We start from the raw sequence: 16,661 nt of genomic DNA on the forward strand, positions 1-16,661 counted from the left end.
TTTCGTACCACCCCGCTTGATCGCATCTATAGAAAACCGCATATGAAACACGTTGCCCGCAAACGCTTTGGCCAGAATTTCCTGCATGACCGCTTCGTCCTCGACGACATCACGGCCGCCATCGCGCCGCAGCCGGACGACGCCATGGTCGAAATCGGCCCGGGCCTGGGTGCGATGACGGAGCAGCTGCTGCGCCACCTGAAGCAGATGCATGTGGTGGAACTGGACCGCGACCTGATCGTGCGCCTGGAAAAAACCTTCAATCCTGCCAAGCTGACGATCCATTCGGGTGACGCGCTGAAATTCGATTTCGCGCAGATCCCCGTGCCCGCCGGCCAGAAGCTGCGCATCGTCGGCAACTTGCCGTACAACATCTCCAGCCCGCTGCTGTTCCACCTGGCGGACTTCGCGCCGCTGGTGCTGGATCAGCATTTCATGCTGCAAAAGGAAGTGGTCGAGCGTATGGTGGCCGAGCCGGGCAGCAAGGCCTATGGCCGCCTGTCGGTGATGCTGCAATGGCGTTACAAAATGTCGCTGCTGTTTATCGTGCCGCCGACGGCCTTCGATCCGCCGCCGAAGGTCGAGTCCGCCATCGTGCGCATGATTCCCGTTGAACAACGTCTGCCCTGCGACCAGGAAACCCTGGAAGCGGTGGTCATGAAGGCGTTTTCGCAGCGCCGCAAGGTGATACGCAACTGCCTGGCCGGGATGTTTACGGAACAGCAGATTGTCGCCGCCGGTATTGATCCCACCAAGCGTCCGGAAACCGTGGGGCTGGAGCAATACGTTGCGCTGGCGAATTTGCTGAAAGCGCCGGTCTGATCAAAACCACTGATCGACCTGCTTCAGATCCTGTTTCAACGCCAGAAAGCAGTGATCGACATGGTGGTTGCGGCTGATTTCATTGCGCCGCATCAGCGCGATCTTGCGTTTGCAGGTGGGCTGGCGCAGTGGCGCCACGTGCAGGTCGTCGTCGTTGAGAAACGTCGTGTACAAGCTGGGCATGACGCCCACGGCGATGCCGGCGCGCACCACGCCATACAGGGACTCGCTGTGCACCATCTGGTACAGGGACGACGGGTGCAAGCCATGCTGGCGCAGCGCGCTCGAGGCGAACTCCCAGATGCTGCCTTTGGTGAACACCACAATTTCCTGTCCCGACAACTGATCCCAGCGCACCTCCTGCAGCGCCGACAGCGCATGGCTGCGCGCCGTCACCAGCACCAGCTCGTCCTCGAACAGGCCGACCGTTTCCAGCGAGACCGCACCCGGCACTTCGATGCCGACACAAAAGTCGAGCTGGCCCGAATGCAGCGCCTGCAGCAAGCCGTCGTTGGGCATGTCGGACAACATGATTTCCACTTCATCGCCATGCTCTTCGGTGTAGCGTGCCACTACCACCGCCGTCATCGCCATCGCCGACGGGATCGCACCGATGCGGATGCGGTGCCGTCCGCTGCCGATGGCGCGCTGGATATCGGCAAAGGTATTGCTGGCCGTATTCAATAAATGGATGGTGTAATCGAGCGCCAGCCTGCCTTCGCGCGTCAGTTCCAGCTGGTGGGTTGTGCGGTTAAACAACTTGTTGCCCAGCTGATTTTCCAGCAGCTTGATCGAGGCGCTCAGCGCCGGCTGGGTCACGCACAATTCCTGTGCAGCCTTGCTGAAGCTGTTTACACGGGCTAGCGTGGCAAAAGCTTGTAAATGACGTAAGGAAATTTTCTTGTTCAGCTCATGCATGGATTTGTTTATCAAAAAAAGTAATGGATTTATAAAAATAAACAAATTTTCTTATCCCGCAATTTACCATATTCTGAACTGGTCTTCTCTTGCTATGGAGGCAATAATTCCTGCAAACGGACATCAAAATAAGAAATTCAGAACAACAATTCAGCGGATAACTTGAACAGGGCGGCGGCGATGAACAAATGGATGACGGGAACGATGGTGGTGGGTGGCTTGCTGGCGGCGCAGGGCGTGGCGCAGGCGCAAAGCAGCGTGCAGGTGTATGGCCTGCTCTCGGCCGGCATCGGTTACACCTCGGATGAAAATGGCCGTAACCTGACGCATGCGCTGAGCGGCACCAACCAGAATCCGCGCATCGGCTTTCGCGGCCAGGAAGACCTGGGTGATGGCAACAAGGCGCTGTTCGTGCTGGAAAATGGTTTTAACGTGATGACGGGCACGGCCGCGCAAAGCGGACGATTGTTCGGGCGCCAGTCGTATGTCGGCTTGTCCAGCAACGACAAGGGTACCCTGACCCTGGGCCGCCAGTACGAAGCCATCAAGGATTTGCTGGGCCCGGTGGTGATCGCCAGTAACGGCGTGCATATCGGCGACAACGACAATGGCTACAACAACCTGCGCGTGCAAAACGCCGTCAAGTATGTCAGCCCGACCATCAGCAACTTTGCCTTCACCGGCCTGTACGGCTTCAGCGAAAATCCGGAAAGTTCCAGCCGTAACCGCGTCTACAGCGCCGGTGCGCAGTACAAGGCCGACGCTTTCAGCTGGGCGCTGGCGTATTCAAAGCTCGACCATCCGAACGCGGCCGAGTCACCGAACGGCGCCATCGGCAACGACTATGGCAGCTCCTTGCTGATCTTTAACAAGAGCGCGGTCAAAGGCGTGGGCGTGGACAGCCAGGCCATCGCCGGCACGGGCGGCTTCTATAATGTGGGCAAGACCAAGTTCGGCGCGTTGTACACCAACGTGCGCTATCACTATATGGACCAGAGCAATCTGACCTTGCAGAACGTGGACCTGAACCTGAACCACAAGCTGACGGAAGCGTTGAACCTGGGCGCCTCGTATTTCTATACCACCGGCAAATACGACGTGATCAACAAGACGCCGAAGTGGCATCAGGTGAACTTCCAGGCCGATTACTTCTTGTCCAGGCGCACCGACGTGGCCATCACCTGGAGCTACCAGAAGGCGGCTGGCGACGCGACGTTCGCACGGGTGTTCGGCTTCGGCGCCTCGTCCGGCAAGACGCAAAGCGTGCTGATCCTTGGTATGCGCCATTATTTCTGACCTCTGTCTCACCTTTACGGCGCTGCCCGCCAGCGCCGTCCCTGAAAGGAAGCATCTTGAAAAAGTCCCTCTTGCTGGCCCTCGGCCTTGGTTTGCTGGCCAATGCCGCCCACGCGGAAAAACGCGAGCTGGTCATTTCGGCCTATCCGATTGCCCAGCCCTTGTTCATGAAATATGTGTACGAGCCGTTCAAGGCCAAATGCGGTTGCGACATCAAGGTGGAAACGGGGAACAATGCCGACCGCATCGCCAAGCTGGTGGTCCACCGCAACAACCCGGCGATCGACCTGGTGTTGCTGTCGGACTCCGGCATGCTGGAAGCTGCACAGAAGGGCGTGATCCAGCCGATGGATTATGCAAAACTGAAGAATTACGGCCAGCTGTACGACGCGGCGAAAAACCCGATCGGTGGCAATTTCGCCGTCGGCTATACGCTGTACTCGGTGGGCCTGGTGTACCGCACCGACAAGATCGCCCCGCTGACGTCCTGGAAGGACCTGTGGCGCCCCGAACTGAAGGGCCGCGTGGCCTTGCCTGACGTCAGCACCACGCAAGGCCCGCTGATGCTGCGCATGGCCGATGCGGCCTGGGGCGGCAAGACCGATGACTATGCGACCGGCTTTGCGAAAATCGTCGGCCTGAAAGGCAATGTGGTGACGTTCTCGAAAAACAGCGCCCAGCTGGCCGCGCTGTTTGCCCAGGATGAAATCTGGGCCGCCCCGGTGGCGCGCTTTACCTGGTCGCAAATGCTCAAGACGGGCCTGCCGCTGAAATGGAGCATCCCGGCCGAAGGCCAGGCGGCCGGCATGAACGTGATGGGCATTGTCGCCGGCTCGAAGAACGCGGACCTGGCTTATCAGCTGATGGATTTCTGGCTGTCCAAGGAAGTGCAGACCCAGCTGGCGACCAACCTGGTCGACTCGCCAACGAACAAGGAGGTGCGCCTGTCGGTGGCCGCCGCGCAGTTCAATACCTATGGCCAGGACCAGATCAATTCGTTGAAATTCGTCAAGCCGTCCGTCGTCCTCAAGCAGCGGTCCAGCTGGATGGAGCAGTGGAACAAGGCCATGAGCAAGTGAAGTTTGCTGATCCGAAAAAACGCACCGGCCTGCTGCTGGTGCTGCCGGCGCTGATTTTTATCGTCGTCTGCTTCCTGCTGCCGGTACTGGCGCTGCTGGTCGACGCCTTCCGCGTCGGCGACGGCATGCAGTGGGGCGTCGACCGCTTCGTCGACTTCTTCTCGCAAGAATTCAACCGCACCATCTTCTGGCGCACCCTGCGCATCGCCGCCATGGTGACCCTGGCCGCTATCATCCTCGGCTACCCGGCCGCGCAGGCCGTGGCGCGCGTGTCGCCGAAGTGGCGCGGGCTGGTGGTCGGCATGATGATTTTGCCGCTGATGGTCTCGCCGATCGCCCGCACCTATGCCTGGATCGTGCTGCTGGGCCGCAACGGCGCCGTCAACGCGGCGCTGATCAACATGGGTTTCACCGACGAGCCGCTGCGTTTGCTGTTCAGCGAATTTGCCGTCTTCGTCGGCCTGCTGCAGTTGCTGCTGCCCTTGATGCTGATGTCGCTGGCCGGAGCGCTGGAAAACCTGCCGCGCGATGTGGAGCCGGCTGCGGCGACCCTGGGCGCCAATCCTTGGCAGGTGTTTTGCAAGGTTACTCTGCCGCTGACGCAGGAAGGCCTGGTGGTCGGCGGCACGCTGGTATTTACGGGCTGCGTGACCGCCTACGTGACGCCGGCCCTGCTCGGCGGCACCAAGGTGCTGATGCTGGAAACCCTGCTGTATCAGAAGGTCAGCGTGGAGAGCGATTTCGGCGCGGCCAATGTGATCGCTGTGATCCTGGTCGCCATGACCCTGGCTGTCAACGCCGGCCTTAAACGTATTTCTTCGAGTCGGAGTTCAGTATGAAAGAAAGCTGTTTTTCCCGCGTGGTGCTGTGGCTGGTGTTGCTGTTTTTGCTGGGGCCATTCGCCATCGTGCTGCTGGCCGGTTTTTCGGGCGGCGAAACACTGGCGTTTCCGCCGGAATCGTACTCGCTGCGCTGGATCCTGGAAGTGTGGGCCGCGCCCGAGTTCCGCCGTGCCTTCCAGACCAGCCTGGAGATTGGCCTGATATCCACCGTGATTGCGCTGGCGCTGGGCATCCCGGTCGCGTATGCGTTTTCGCGCATGCCGCCGCCCGGCATCGGCGTGATACGCCAGGTGCTCACTTCTCCTTTGATCATTCCGGCCATCCTGGTCGGCCTGGGCCTGCTGCACCACTTGGTATTGACGATTAACGCGCCCGTGTATGCGGGCCTCTTGATCGGCCATATTGCGCTGTTGATCCCGTATTCGGTGCGCGTGGTGTATGCCAGCCTGGTCAACCTGCGGGTCGATATCGAAGACGCCGCCATCACCCTGGGCGCCTCGCGCCTGCGCGCGTTTTTCATGATCGTGCTGCCGAATATCCGCAACGCCGTGATCGCCGCCTTCTTCCTTGCTTTTGTCACCTCGTTCAACCAGGTGCCGGTGTCGCTGTTCCTCACCGGCCCCGGTATCAGCACCCTGCCGATCGAGATGCTGGGCCATATGGAAAACAGTTTCGATCCTTCGATCGCCGCCTTGTCGACCCTGCTGGTGCTGTTCACCATGGCGTTCGTGATGGTGACCGAGAAGGTCCTGGGCATTTCAAAATACATGTAAGGCACACCATCATGAGTTATCTGGAACTGCACAAGCTGAACCTCGGCTACGCGAAGAACACAACGTCTGTCAAAGACCTGGACCTGCAGGTTGAGCAGGGCGAACTGATTTCACTGCTGGGCCCCAGCGGCTGCGGCAAGACCACCACCATGCGTGCGATCGCCGGCCTGATGCCGTTGCAGTCGGGCCGCATCGTGCTGGACGGGCGCGAGATCGGCAAGCTGGCGCCCAACAAACGCAATATCGGCATGGTGTTCCAGTCGTATGCGCTGTTCCCGCACCTGAACGTGCATGACAATATCGCTTTTGGTTTGCGCCTGCGCAAGGTCACCCAAGCGCAGCTGAAAACCAGGGTGGAAGCCGTGATCGCCGCCGTTGGGTTGAACGGTTTTGAAACCCGTTTGCCGGCGCAGATGTCGGGTGGCCAGCAGCAGCGCGTGGCGCTGGCACGCGCCATCGTGGTCGAACCGGCCCTGCTGCTGCTCGACGAACCGCTGTCGAACCTGGACGCCAAGCTGCGCGTGCAGATGCGCGCCGAGCTGCGCCGCATCCAGCGCGAACTGGGCATCACCATGCTGTACGTCACGCACGACCAGGAAGAAGCATTGGCGCTGTCCGACCGCATCGTCGTCATGAACGGCGGCCGCATCGAGCAGCTGGCCGCGCCGGAAGCCGTGTTCAACACGCCGTCGACGCGCTTTGTCGCCAACTTCATGGGCTTTGAAAACCTGTTCGACTACCGCGACGGCGCGCTGCACCATGGCAGCAACCAGCTGCCGTATACGGCGCCGGTGGCAGCGGGCACCAGGGTGCTGGGCTGGCGTCCTGACCGGGTGCGCGTGGGCGCTGCCGGTGACGCCGCCGGCCAGTATCCGGGCACCGTGCTGGCGCGCGGCTTTTTGGGCGACACCGTCGAATACCTGCTGCAAACCCCGCTCGGCCCCGTCAAGGGCATCTGTGCAGCCGGTGGCGCCGCCTGGCGCGAAGGCACGGCCGTGTCGTTCGTGCTGCCGCCGGACAGCGCGCTGTGCCTGGCCGAGTGAGGAACCGCGTCATGCAAACACCTGTGAAAAAAATCTGGCTCGACACCGACCCCGGCTTCGACGACTGGCTGACCATGCTGCTATTGGGCAGCAATCCCGACATCGACTGGCTGGGCGTGAGCACCGTGAGCGGCAATGCGCCGGTCGACATCACCTTTGACAACGCGCTGCGCATCAAGGCGCATGACGGCCTGCAAGTGCCGATCTACCGCGGTTGCGAACAGCCGCTGGCCGGCGCCATCGAAACGGCGCAGCGCATCCTTGGCGACAGCGGCATGCCGACCACCGGCGAGATACTGCCCGCAAGTGCTGCCAGCGATGCGGCAGGCCATGCGGTCGACGCCTTGATCGCCGCCGTGCGCGCCCACCCTGGCGAGATCACCCTGATCGCGATTGCGCCGATGACCAATATCGCCACCGCGCTGGCAAAAGCACCCGATATCGCCGGCAAGATCGTCGAGATCATCCTGATGGGCGGCTCGACCGACCAGGGCAACCATACGGCGGCGGCTGAATTCAATATCTATGCCGATCCTGAGGCGGCTGACCAGGTGTTCCGGTCCGGCATCGCGCTGCGCATGTTCGGTTTAAATTTGTGCCGCCAGCTGCTGGTGACCAAGGTGGAAGTCGAACGCCTGCGCGCGCTCGGCACTGCGCGCGCGACCATGCTGGCCGGCTACCTGGAGGCGTATGTGCGCATTCGCAGCAGCGACGGTTCCGTGCCGATGCCGATGTACGACCCGGTGGTGGCGCTGTACCTCGAAGCGCCGCACTTGTTCCAGTTTCTGCCGGCCCATGTCGCCATCGAATTGCGTGGCGAGCTGACGCGCGGCATGACGGTGTGCGAGTTCCGCGTGCCGCGCCGCGCCCCCGTCAACACCCAGGTGGCGCACCTGGCCGACGGCCCGGCCGCGATTGAACTGCTGATGCAACGCTTGTGCGGCATCCTGGCCTGACCCCACTTCTACACGAAACGATTTATGTCCTCTACAGCTTTGAGCATCGAACAGTTTGTCCGCGCCATCCCGAAGGTGGAGCTGCATTGCCATTTGTTCGGCACCGTGCGCCAGGCCACCTTCCGCAACCTGGCCGCCAAGACGAATAACGTGGTCACGCCCGAGGAAATCGATGCCTTCTATACGCGTGGCGAGAAACCGGTGGGCGTGCTGCGCGTGCTGCGTGCGCTTGACGCGCACCTGATTGTGGTGCCGGCCGACCTGTATTGCCTCACGTATGAATACCTGGAAGACGCGCACGGCCACGGCGTGCGCTACGCGGAGTTTTTCTGGAACCCGACCGGCACCGTGCGCGTGTCGGGCATCCGCTATGAGGCGGCGCAGGACGCCATCGTGGCGGCGATCCGCGACGCCGAACGCGATTTTGGCGTGATCGGCCGCCTGATCCCCAGCATCGACCGTGAAGCATCGCCCGAAGAAGCCGTGCAGATGGTGGAGTGGATGAAAGCGTATCGCGCGCCGGAAGTGATCGGCATCGGCATCGACTACCGCGAAAACGAGCGTCCGCCCGAACTGTTCCTGCAAGCCTACCGCGCCGCGCGCGAGGCCGGCTTCAGGTGCACCGCGCATGCTGGGGAATTCGGCATGCCGTGGATGAACGTGGCCACTGCCGTCGATCGCTTGCGGGTGGACCGCATCGACCATGGCTACACCATCGTCGACAACCCGGAACTGGCGCGCCGCTACGCCGAGCGGGGACTGGTATTTACCGTGGTGCCGACCAATTCCTACTACCTGCGCACGCTGGCCCCGGAGCGCTGGGCACTCGACCATCCGATCCGCGCGATGGCGCAGCTGGGCTTGAGACTGCATCCGAATACGGACGACCCGACCCTGCACCATGTGACGCCGACCGGCGCCTGGCTGATGATGCGCGAGTTCGGCTTCGGCATCGACGACATGCGCGGTTTCATGTTGAATGGCCTCGATGCGGCATGGATAGACGAGCGCACCCGCGCAGCCTGGCGGCTTGACTTTTGCGCCCAGTTTGACGCATTGCGCGCGCGCCTGGCCAAATAGTCAGGCCGATGGCGCGGGCCTGGGCGCCAGCAGCGACGGAAACGCCCGCTGCGGGCAGCTTTGCCGCTCGCACACCTTGCAGCCGGTGCCGATCGGCGTGGCGCCCTGCGGGTCGTGCAGGTCGAGACCCTTGGAATAAATCAGCCGGTGCGCCTGCGAGATATCGCAGCCCAGCGCCACCGCAAAGGTCTTGCCGGGCGCCCTGAAACCCGGCGCGCCGGTGCTGACCTGGCGCGCGATCCATAAATACGTGCAGCCGTCGGGCATGCTGGCCACTTGCGTCAGTACCTGGCCCGGATGGCTGAAGGCGTCGTAGACGATCCACAGCGGGCAGGTGCCGCCGACCCTTGAAAAGTGAAAATCGGTGGCCGACTGGCGCTTCGAGACATTGCCGGCGCGGTCGACGCGCACAAAGAAAAACGGCAGGCCCGCCGCCTGCGGGCGCTGCAAGGTACTGAGGCGGTGGCAGACGGCCTCGAAGCCCACGCCGAACTGGTGCGCGAGGCGCTCGATATCGTAGGCACGGCTTTCGGCCGCCTGCAAAAAGCGCTGGTAGGGCATCAGCAGGGCGCCGGCAAAATAATTCGACAACGCCAGCCGCGCGCTGCTCTGCGCGCTGGCGCCTGAGAACTGCGCCGCCAGCACCAGCGCATCGATCAGGCTACTATATTCGAGCAGGCTGATTTGCGCCGCCATCTGGAACGCGCGCTGGCCACCGGTCAGGGTAGCGGGCAGCCACAGGATTTTTTGCTGCGCATCGTAGCGGTGCTTGCGTACCATGCCGGCGTCGCCGTCGGACAACTGCACTCGGATGCCGTGCCGTTCCAGCAAGCGCGCCTGCAGCGCATCGTGCGGGCGCAGCTGCCCATCGAGTTCACCGGCCACCGCTTCGGCGGCCAGGTCCAGCTCATCGATATAGTTCTGGTGCCGGTTCAGGTATTCGCGCACTTCTTCATCGGTCGACGGCGCCATGGCCAGCGTGCTGTCGCCACGGCTACCATCGTCCAGGCGTGCGGCCAGGGTATCGGCCCGTTCCGCCATCACGCGGTAGCGCCGCTGCAACAGCAAGATAGCGCGCGCCAGGTCCGGCATGTTCTCGACCAGCATTTTCAGTTCCACCATCGAGGTCGGTGGCGCGTCCGGCAATTCGCCGAACACATCGCGCACGTCGGCCACCAGGCTGGCGCTGTCATGCTCGGAAAATATCTGCGGATCGACCCCCAGCACGGTGCCGATGCGCAACAAAATCGGCACCGTCAGCGGGCGCTGGTTGCGCTCCATCTGGTTCAGATAGCTGGGCGAGATGCCCAGCGCCTTGGCTAGTGCCGCCTGTGTCATGCGCCGTTCCTCGCGCAGGCGCTGCAGGCGCACGCCCATGAATACCTTGGCCATGTTTTGTTCTCCTGTGGAGTCTGCAAATTTGCAATCTTCGCAGATTAACAGACCTGGCTTGGCAGATGCTCGCATTTTCACGCCTTGTACGGCGCCGCCATTGTGCGAATAATGCAAATACCTTATTTCATAAAATCCAGGAGACCGCGTGACCAATCAAACTGCCGTTCCAACCGTCCCACTACTCATCAACGGCGAGTGGGTGGAGTCAAAAACCACCGTCTGGCGCGATGTCGTCAACCCGGCTACCCAGGAAGTGCTGGCCCGCGTGCCGTTCGCCACGCCGGACGAAGTCAACGCTGCCATCGCCTCGGCCCAGCGCGCCTTCAAGACCTGGCGCAAGACACCGATCGGCGCGCGCGCCCGCATCTTTTTGAAGCTGCAGCAACTGATCCGCGAGAACATGGCCGACCTGGCCGCCACCCTCACCATGGAACAGGGCAAGACCCTGCTCGACGCGGAAGGCGATGTGTTCCGTGGCCTGGAAGTGGTGGAGCACGCGGCCAATATCGGTACTCTGCAGATGGGCGAGTATGCGCAGAATGTGGCCGGCGGCGTCGATACCTACAGCGTGCTGCAGCCGCTCGGCGTGTGCGCCGGCATCACGCCATTCAACTTTCCCGCCATGATCCCGCTGTGGATGTTTCCGATGGCGATCGCCTGCGGCAATACGTTCGTGCTGAAACCGTCCGAGCAGGACCCGCTGGTGACGGAAAAACTGGTGCGCCTGGCCTTGCAGGCGGGCATCCCGGCTGGCGTGCTGAACGTGATCCATGGCGGCGAGGACGTGGTCAACGCCCTGTGCGACCACCGCGACATCAAGGCGATTTCGTTTGTCGGTTCCAGCAAGGTCGGCACCCATGTGTACCAGCGCGCCAGCCTGGCCGGCAAGCGCGCGCAGTGCATGATGGGCGCCAAGAACCACGCGGTGGTGCTGCCGGACGCCAACAAGGAGCAAACCCTGAACCAGTTGCTGGGCGCCGGCTTCGGTGCGGCCGGCCAGCGCTGCATGGCGGCGTCCGTTGCGGTGCTGGTGGGCGAAGCGCGCGACTGGCTGCCTGAATTGTCCGCCAAGGCGCGGACCCTGACGGTCGGCGCCGGCAAGGATAATCCTGACCTCGGCCCCGTGATCTCGTGCGCGGCAAAAGAGCGCGTTTTCGGCCTGATCGCCAAAGGCGTCGAAGAGGGCGCCACATTGACCCTGGACGGGCGCGACGTCAAGGTTGATGGCTATCCGAACGGTAACTTCGTGGGGCCGACCATTTTGTCCGGCGTAAAGCCGGGCATGGTCGTGTATGACCAGGAAATCTTTGGCCCGGTGCTGATCGTGGTGGAAGTCGACACCCTCGACGAAGCGATCGAACTGGTCAACAGCAACCCGAACGGCAATGGCACGGCGCTGTTTACCCAGAGCGGCGCGGCGGCGCGCTACTTCCAGGAAGAAATCGACGTCGGGCAAGTGGGCATCAATGTGCCGATTCCCGTGCCGGTGCCGCTGTTCAGCTTTACCGGTTCGCGCGGCTCCAAGCTGGGCGACCTGGGCCCGTTCGGCAAGCAGGTGGTGCTGTTCTACACGCAGACGCAGACGATTACCCAGCGCTGGTTCACGGACTCGGCCTCGGTGGGCAAGGTCAATACCACCATCAGCCTCAAGTAAGGAGCGCTCCATGGACTTTGAACTGAGCGACGAGCAGCGCGAGTTCCAGGACGCCGCGCGCGCGTTTGCCGCCGGCGAACTGGCGCCGCACGCAGCGCACTGGGATGCAGCATCGATTTTCCCCGTCGAGACCATCGCCAGGGCCGGCGAAATGGGCTTTTGCGGCCTGTACACGCCGCAGCGCTGGGGCGGCCTGGGCCTCTCGCGCCAGGATGCAGCCATCGTCTTCGAGGAGCTGGCCGGCGGCTGCACCTCGACCACGGCGTATATCACGATCCACAATATGGCCACCTGGATGCTGTCGCACTGGGGGCAGGAAGCCTTGTGCGACGAGTGGGTGCCGGCGCTGGCGGCGGGCCAGAAGCTGGCCAGCTATTGCCTGACGGAGCCGCAGTCGGGGTCCGACGCGGCCTCCCTGCGCACCAGGGCGGTCAGGGATGGCGACCATTATGTGCTGGACGGCGCGAAAGCCTTTATTTCCGGCGCCGGCCAGACGCAGATGCTGATCGTCATGGCAAGAACCGGTGGCGAAGGCGCAGGCGGTATTTCCGCGTTTGCCGTGCCGGCTGACCTGCCTGGCATCAGTTACGGCAAGAAGGAAGAAAAAATGGGCTGGAACAGCCAGCCCACGCGCATTATCAGTTTTGACCAGGTGCGCGTGCCGGCGGCCAACCTGCTGGGCGTGGAGGGCGAAGGTTTCAGCATTGCCATGAAGGGCATCGATGGCGGGCGCATCAATATTGCCGTGTGCTCGGTGGGCACGGCGCAGGCTGCCCTGACGCGCGCGCAAGCTTACATGCAGGAGCGCAAGCAGTTCGGCCGCGAGCTGGCCCAGTTCCAGGCGCTGCAATTCAAGCTGGCCGACATGCTGACCGAACTGGTGGCAGCGCGCCAGATGGTGCGCCTGGCCGCCTGGAAGCTGGACCGGCAAAGTCCTGATGCCTCCGCCTACTGCGCCATGGCCAAGCGCTTTGCCACCGATATCGGTTTCAATGTGTGCAACGAAGCGTTGCAATTGCACGGCGGCTACGGCTATATACGCGAGTATCCACTCGAGCGCCATGTGCGCGACACACGGGTACACCAGATACTGGAAGGGACCAATGAAATCATGCGCCTGATTATCGCGCGAGCGATCCTGAAAGACGGCGCCACGGAGAACTTACGATGAGCAAAATCTACAGCAATTTAATAGTCGAACGCCATGACCATACGGTGCAAATCACCCTGGACAATCCGCCGGCCCATACCTGGACCCTGGCCAGCCTGGGCGCGCTCAAGGAGCTGGTGGCCGACCTGAACGCGGACAACTCTGTCTACGCGCTGGTGATCACCGGCGGCGGCGCCAAGTTTTTTTCGGCCGGCGCCGATCTGAAGCTGTTTGCCGACGGCGACAAGGACATGGCTTTCAATATGGCGGCCGCGTTTGGCGAGGCATTCGAAGCCTTGTCGGCATTTCGTGGCGTCAGTATCGCTGCCATCAACGGCTATGCGATGGGTGGCGGGCTCGAATGCGCGCTGGCCTGCGATATCCGCATTGCCGAAGAGCATGCGCAAATGGCCTTGCCGGAAGCGTCGGTCGGCCTGTTGCCGTGTGCGGGCGGCACGCAGCTCTTGCCGTGGCTGGTCGGCGAAGGCTGGGCCAAGCGCATGATTTTATGTGGCGAACGGGTTGATGCTGCCAGGGCCTTGTCGATCGGCCTGGTCGAGGAAGTCGTGCCGACCGGCCAGGCTTTGTCCACCGCGCTGGCGCTGGCCGCCAGGGTGGCGCGGCAGAGTCCAGGCAGCGTGGCAGCCTCCAAGTCGCTGATCCAGGGCGCGCGCGGCAAGCCTTTGACGCAGTCGCTGCCGGACGAACGCACCCTGTTCCTGGGCCTGTTCGAGACGCAGGACCAGAAAGAGGGCGTGCAGGCTTTCCTGGAGAAACGCACGGCGGAGTGGCGCAATGAATGACTCCACCTTGGTTGATACCGTCAAGATTGATGAGCGCGCCTGCCCCGGTGGCATGAAGCTGGGCATCATCACGCTCGACGCACCGAAGTCCTTGCATGCCTTGACGCTGGAGATGATACGGGCCATCGATGGCGCCTTGGTCGCCTGGGCGGATGACGCCAGCATTGCCTGCGTGGTGCTGCAGTCGTCGACCGACAAGGCGTTTTGCGCCGGTGGCGACGTGCGCAGCCTGCGTACGGCCGTGGTGGGCCAGCCTGGCGTGGTGCCCAATCCCCAGGCGCTGGCCTTCTTTGCCGAAGAGTACCGGCTCGACTATCGTATCCATACCTACGCGAAACCGCTGCTGGTGTGGGGCGGCGGCATCGTCATGGGCGGCGGCTTGGGCCTGATGGCGGGTGCCAGTCACCGTGTGGTGACGGAAAGCACGCGCATCGCCATGCCGGAAATTACCATCGGCCTGTTCCCCGACGTGGGCGGCAGTTGGTTCCTGGGCCGCATGCCGGGGCGGAGCGGCCTGTTCCTGGGGCTGACGGGCGCACCGATGAATGCGGCCGACGCGCTGTTCGTTGGCCTGGGCGATTATTTCATGCAGCAGGAGGCGCGTGCCATGGTGCTCGATGCGCTGGCGCTGGCACAGTGGCAGCCTGAAGCGCAAGCGAATCACCAGCAGCTCGACCGCTTGCTGCGCGCCCTGGCATCTGCCGTCGCGCTGTTGCCCGAGTCACCAGTGCGCGCCAATTTCGATGCCATCGCCGCTCTGACGCAGGCGCCGACCTTGCCGGAAGTGGTGGCGGCGATTGCCGCCTATGATGGCCAGTCCGCCTGGTTGCAAAAGGCGGCTCATTCGCTGGCCAGAGGCGCGCCGAGTTCGGCCGCCCTGGTGTGGGCCATGCGCGAGCGCACGCGTCATTTGAGCCTGGCGCAGGTATTTCAACTGGAACTGGTGGTGGCGGTGCAGTGCTGCGCCCATCCTGATTTTGCCGAAGGCGTGCGCGCCTTGTTGATCGACAAGGACAATGCGCCGCAATGGCAGCCCGCCAGCCTGAACGAACTCGATGAGCGCTACCTGAACGAATATTTCCAGGCGCCTTGGTCACAGCACCCGCTGGTCGACCTGGCATAAAACAGACATAAAACAAGAGGAGACACCATGCAACATATCGCATTTATCGGCTTGGGCAATATGGGCGCGCCGATGGCGCGCAACCTGGTTGCGGCCGGCTTTCATGTATCGGTATTCGATCTGGCGCCGCAAGCGGTCGCCGCACTGGTCGAGGCGGGCGCCACGGCGGCGCAATCGGCCAGCGCGGCGGTGCAGGCGGCCGATGCCGTCATTACCATGCTGCCGGCCAACAAGCATGTGCAGGAGCTGTACCTGGCCGACGGTGGCGTGCTCGATTCGGCCAAGCCGGGCGCCTTGCTGATCGACTGCAGCACGATCGCCGCCGAGGTGGCGCGCCAGGTGGCGCAGGCGGCCAGCGCGCGCGGTTTCGCCATGCTTGACGCGCCTGTCTCCGGCGGCACGGCTGGTGCGCAGGCCGGCACGCTGACCTTTATCGTCGGTGGCGAGCTCGATGCCTTGCAGCGCGCGCGGCCACTGCTGGAAAAGATGGGCAAGAATATCTTCCATGCGGGCGCGGCGGGCGCCGGCCAGGTGGCGAAGATTTGCAACAACATGCTGCTGGGTATCCTGATGGCGGGCACGGCTGAAGCCCTGAACCTGGGCGTGGCGCACGGGCTCGATCCAGCCGTGCTGTCCGACATCATGGCCAAGAGTTCGGGCCGCAACTGGACCCTGGAAGTGTACAACCCATGGCCTGGCGTGATGGAAACGGCGCCCGCGTCACGCAATTACAGCGGCGGCTTCGGCACGGCGCTGATGCTGAAAGACCTGGGGCTGGCCCAGCAAGCGAGCCTGTCGGTCAATGCTGCCACGCCCTTGGGTGGTCTGGTGCGCCAGTTGTACCAGTTGCATGCGCAGGCCGGCCATGGCGGCCAGGATTTTTCCAGCATCGTGCAGATGTTCAGCGCTGAGCCAAGCAAGCCTGCCTGATTTCTGGACAAAAAAAAGCCCGCTGGTGAAAGCGGGCTAAATCCAATTCTTGGAAGAGTTGGAGGAGACAGATGCAGTATGCTGCATCGCCACATATAACGCCAATTTATCTTTCAAATATCAAATATATGAATTGGTGATATCCAAGTTGTAAACTGATGCTCAGGGGTTCGTGGTGCAAACGATACTGACGCTCTCGACCTTTGCCTCGCCCATGATGCCTACGCCAGTCGACAAGCCGGTCGACGGATTGGTAGCCACCGAGCAAGTTTGTCCTGTCGGATTTGCCAGTACACTGATACCGTAGGAATTGCCGTCTGCCACCAGATCCGGCATGACAAAGGTGGCCGTTGCCTTGGCTACCGTCAGCGGCGTGGCGGTGCTGCCATTGCCCAGTACCAGGCCGTCAACCGTCTGGCCTGTGATGGTGCCGCCGACCGTATAGGCATTTTGCTGGCAGCTGACAGCGGCTTGAATGCTGACATACAGCCCTGCCGAGCCGGTGCCGCCCGATACGCTGCAATTCATGTGGGCCGGCGGCGTTTTCACCGTGATGGTGTAGTTGGTGCCGTAGTCTATGCGCTTGGGAAAAGTAAACGTCGTGGCGCCGACGGCCGGCGAGACGGTGTCGCTGCCGTTGGCCAGCACCAGGCCGGCATTGCTGAGGCCCGAAATGGTGCCCGATACATCGTATGAGGCCTTGCCGCCGCAGGCCGCCAGGCCGACGGTGAGCAACAGCGCGGCGAGAGGGCGCAGGCAGGATGACTTCATGTATTTCTCCAAAATGGTGTTCACGG

The 16,661-nt window shown here is 62.5% G+C and carries 16 protein-coding genes; 13 read left to right on the forward strand and 3 right to left on the reverse strand.

Annotated elements, in window-relative coordinates:
* The first annotated feature begins 42 nt into the window (after positions 1–42).
* Positions 43–822 (forward strand): 16S rRNA (adenine(1518)-N(6)/adenine(1519)-N(6))-dimethyltransferase RsmA, encoded by a 780-nt coding sequence (gene rsmA / locus ACQ4WM_RS21675; protein ID WP_436548722.1) that lies wholly within the window; start codon positions 43–45, stop codon positions 820–822.
* On the opposite strand, the gene ACQ4WM_RS21680 is transcribed toward rsmA, so the two are convergent.
* Entirely contained in the window at positions 823–1,740 is a 918-nt protein-coding gene (locus ACQ4WM_RS21680; RefSeq protein WP_436548723.1) for a LysR family transcriptional regulator, read from the reverse strand.
* Positions 1,741–1,920: 180 nt separating this feature from the next.
* Here ACQ4WM_RS21680 and ACQ4WM_RS21685 point away from each other — a divergent pair, with 180 nt between their 5' ends.
* Genes ACQ4WM_RS21685 through ACQ4WM_RS21715 form a run of 7 tightly spaced genes read left to right on the forward strand, consistent with a single transcriptional unit; the run spans position 1,921 to position 8,809 of the window.
* On the forward strand, positions 1,921–3,036 hold the full coding sequence (locus tag ACQ4WM_RS21685; protein ID WP_436548724.1) for a porin: 1,116 nt from the start codon (positions 1,921–1,923) through the stop codon (positions 3,034–3,036).
* A gap of 56 nt (positions 3,037–3,092) precedes the next feature.
* A complete protein-coding gene (locus ACQ4WM_RS21690) occupies positions 3,093–4,115 on the forward strand; it encodes an ABC transporter substrate-binding protein (RefSeq protein ID WP_436548725.1) in 1,023 nt (340 codons plus the stop codon).
* Positions 4,091–4,954, forward strand: a complete 864-nt coding sequence (locus ACQ4WM_RS21695; RefSeq protein WP_436548726.1) for an ABC transporter permease — start codon at positions 4,091–4,093, stop codon at positions 4,952–4,954. The genes ACQ4WM_RS21690 and ACQ4WM_RS21695 overlap by 25 nt, the downstream gene beginning before the upstream one ends.
* On the forward strand, positions 4,951–5,730 hold the full coding sequence (locus ACQ4WM_RS21700) for an ABC transporter permease (RefSeq protein ID WP_436548727.1): 780 nt from the start codon (positions 4,951–4,953) through the stop codon (positions 5,728–5,730). The genes ACQ4WM_RS21695 and ACQ4WM_RS21700 overlap by 4 nt, the downstream gene beginning before the upstream one ends.
* Positions 5,731–5,741: 11 nt before the next feature.
* Positions 5,742–6,773, forward strand: a complete 1,032-nt coding sequence (locus ACQ4WM_RS21705; RefSeq protein WP_436548728.1) for an ABC transporter ATP-binding protein — start codon at positions 5,742–5,744, stop codon at positions 6,771–6,773.
* 11 nt (positions 6,774–6,784) lie between these two features.
* Positions 6,785–7,729 carry a nucleoside hydrolase gene (locus ACQ4WM_RS21710; protein ID WP_436548729.1) on the forward strand — a complete coding sequence of 315 codons (945 nt, stop codon included), beginning with the start codon at positions 6,785–6,787 and terminating at the stop codon, positions 7,727–7,729.
* A gap of 24 nt (positions 7,730–7,753) precedes the next feature.
* On the forward strand, positions 7,754–8,809 hold the full coding sequence (locus ACQ4WM_RS21715; RefSeq protein ID WP_436548730.1) for an adenosine deaminase family protein: 1,056 nt from the start codon (positions 7,754–7,756) through the stop codon (positions 8,807–8,809).
* On the opposite strand, the gene ACQ4WM_RS21720 is transcribed toward ACQ4WM_RS21715, so the two are convergent.
* Positions 8,810–10,201 (reverse strand): short-chain fatty acyl-CoA regulator family protein, encoded by a 1,392-nt coding sequence (locus ACQ4WM_RS21720; protein ID WP_436548731.1) that lies wholly within the window; start codon positions 10,199–10,201, stop codon positions 8,810–8,812.
* Positions 10,202–10,349: 148 nt separating this feature from the next.
* Between ACQ4WM_RS21720 and ACQ4WM_RS21725 the strand changes: the two genes are divergently transcribed.
* From ACQ4WM_RS21725 to mmsB, 5 genes are read left to right on the forward strand one after another with little or no spacing between them, the layout of a single operon-like run.
* On the forward strand, positions 10,350–11,858 hold the full coding sequence (locus ACQ4WM_RS21725) for a CoA-acylating methylmalonate-semialdehyde dehydrogenase (protein WP_436548732.1): 1,509 nt from the start codon (positions 10,350–10,352) through the stop codon (positions 11,856–11,858).
* Positions 11,859–11,868: 10 nt separating this feature from the next.
* Positions 11,869–13,029 (forward strand): acyl-CoA dehydrogenase family protein, encoded by a 1,161-nt coding sequence (locus ACQ4WM_RS21730; protein ID WP_436548733.1) that lies wholly within the window; start codon positions 11,869–11,871, stop codon positions 13,027–13,029.
* Positions 13,026–13,811 (forward strand): enoyl-CoA hydratase, encoded by a 786-nt coding sequence (locus tag ACQ4WM_RS21735; protein ID WP_436548734.1) that lies wholly within the window; start codon positions 13,026–13,028, stop codon positions 13,809–13,811. The genes ACQ4WM_RS21730 and ACQ4WM_RS21735 overlap by 4 nt, the downstream gene beginning before the upstream one ends.
* The gene (locus ACQ4WM_RS21740) at positions 13,804–14,934 is read left to right on the forward strand and encodes an enoyl-CoA hydratase/isomerase family protein (protein ID WP_436548735.1); all 1,131 of its coding nucleotides are present in this window, start codon (positions 13,804–13,806) and stop codon (positions 14,932–14,934) included. Before ACQ4WM_RS21735 ends, ACQ4WM_RS21740 begins: the two co-directional genes overlap by 8 nt.
* Positions 14,935–14,961: 27 nt before the next feature.
* On the forward strand, positions 14,962–15,864 hold the full coding sequence (mmsB, locus tag ACQ4WM_RS21745) for a 3-hydroxyisobutyrate dehydrogenase (protein ID WP_436548736.1): 903 nt from the start codon (positions 14,962–14,964) through the stop codon (positions 15,862–15,864).
* 162 nt (positions 15,865–16,026) lie between these two features.
* On the opposite strand, the gene ACQ4WM_RS21750 is transcribed toward mmsB, so the two are convergent.
* Positions 16,027–16,635 (reverse strand): hypothetical protein, encoded by a 609-nt coding sequence (locus ACQ4WM_RS21750; RefSeq protein ID WP_436548737.1) that lies wholly within the window; start codon positions 16,633–16,635, stop codon positions 16,027–16,029.
* Between the last annotated feature and the right edge of the window lie 26 nt (positions 16,636–16,661).

The organism is Janthinobacterium longum (assembly GCF_051380735.1).
Classification (GTDB): domain Bacteria; phylum Pseudomonadota; class Gammaproteobacteria; order Burkholderiales; family Burkholderiaceae_D; genus Janthinobacterium.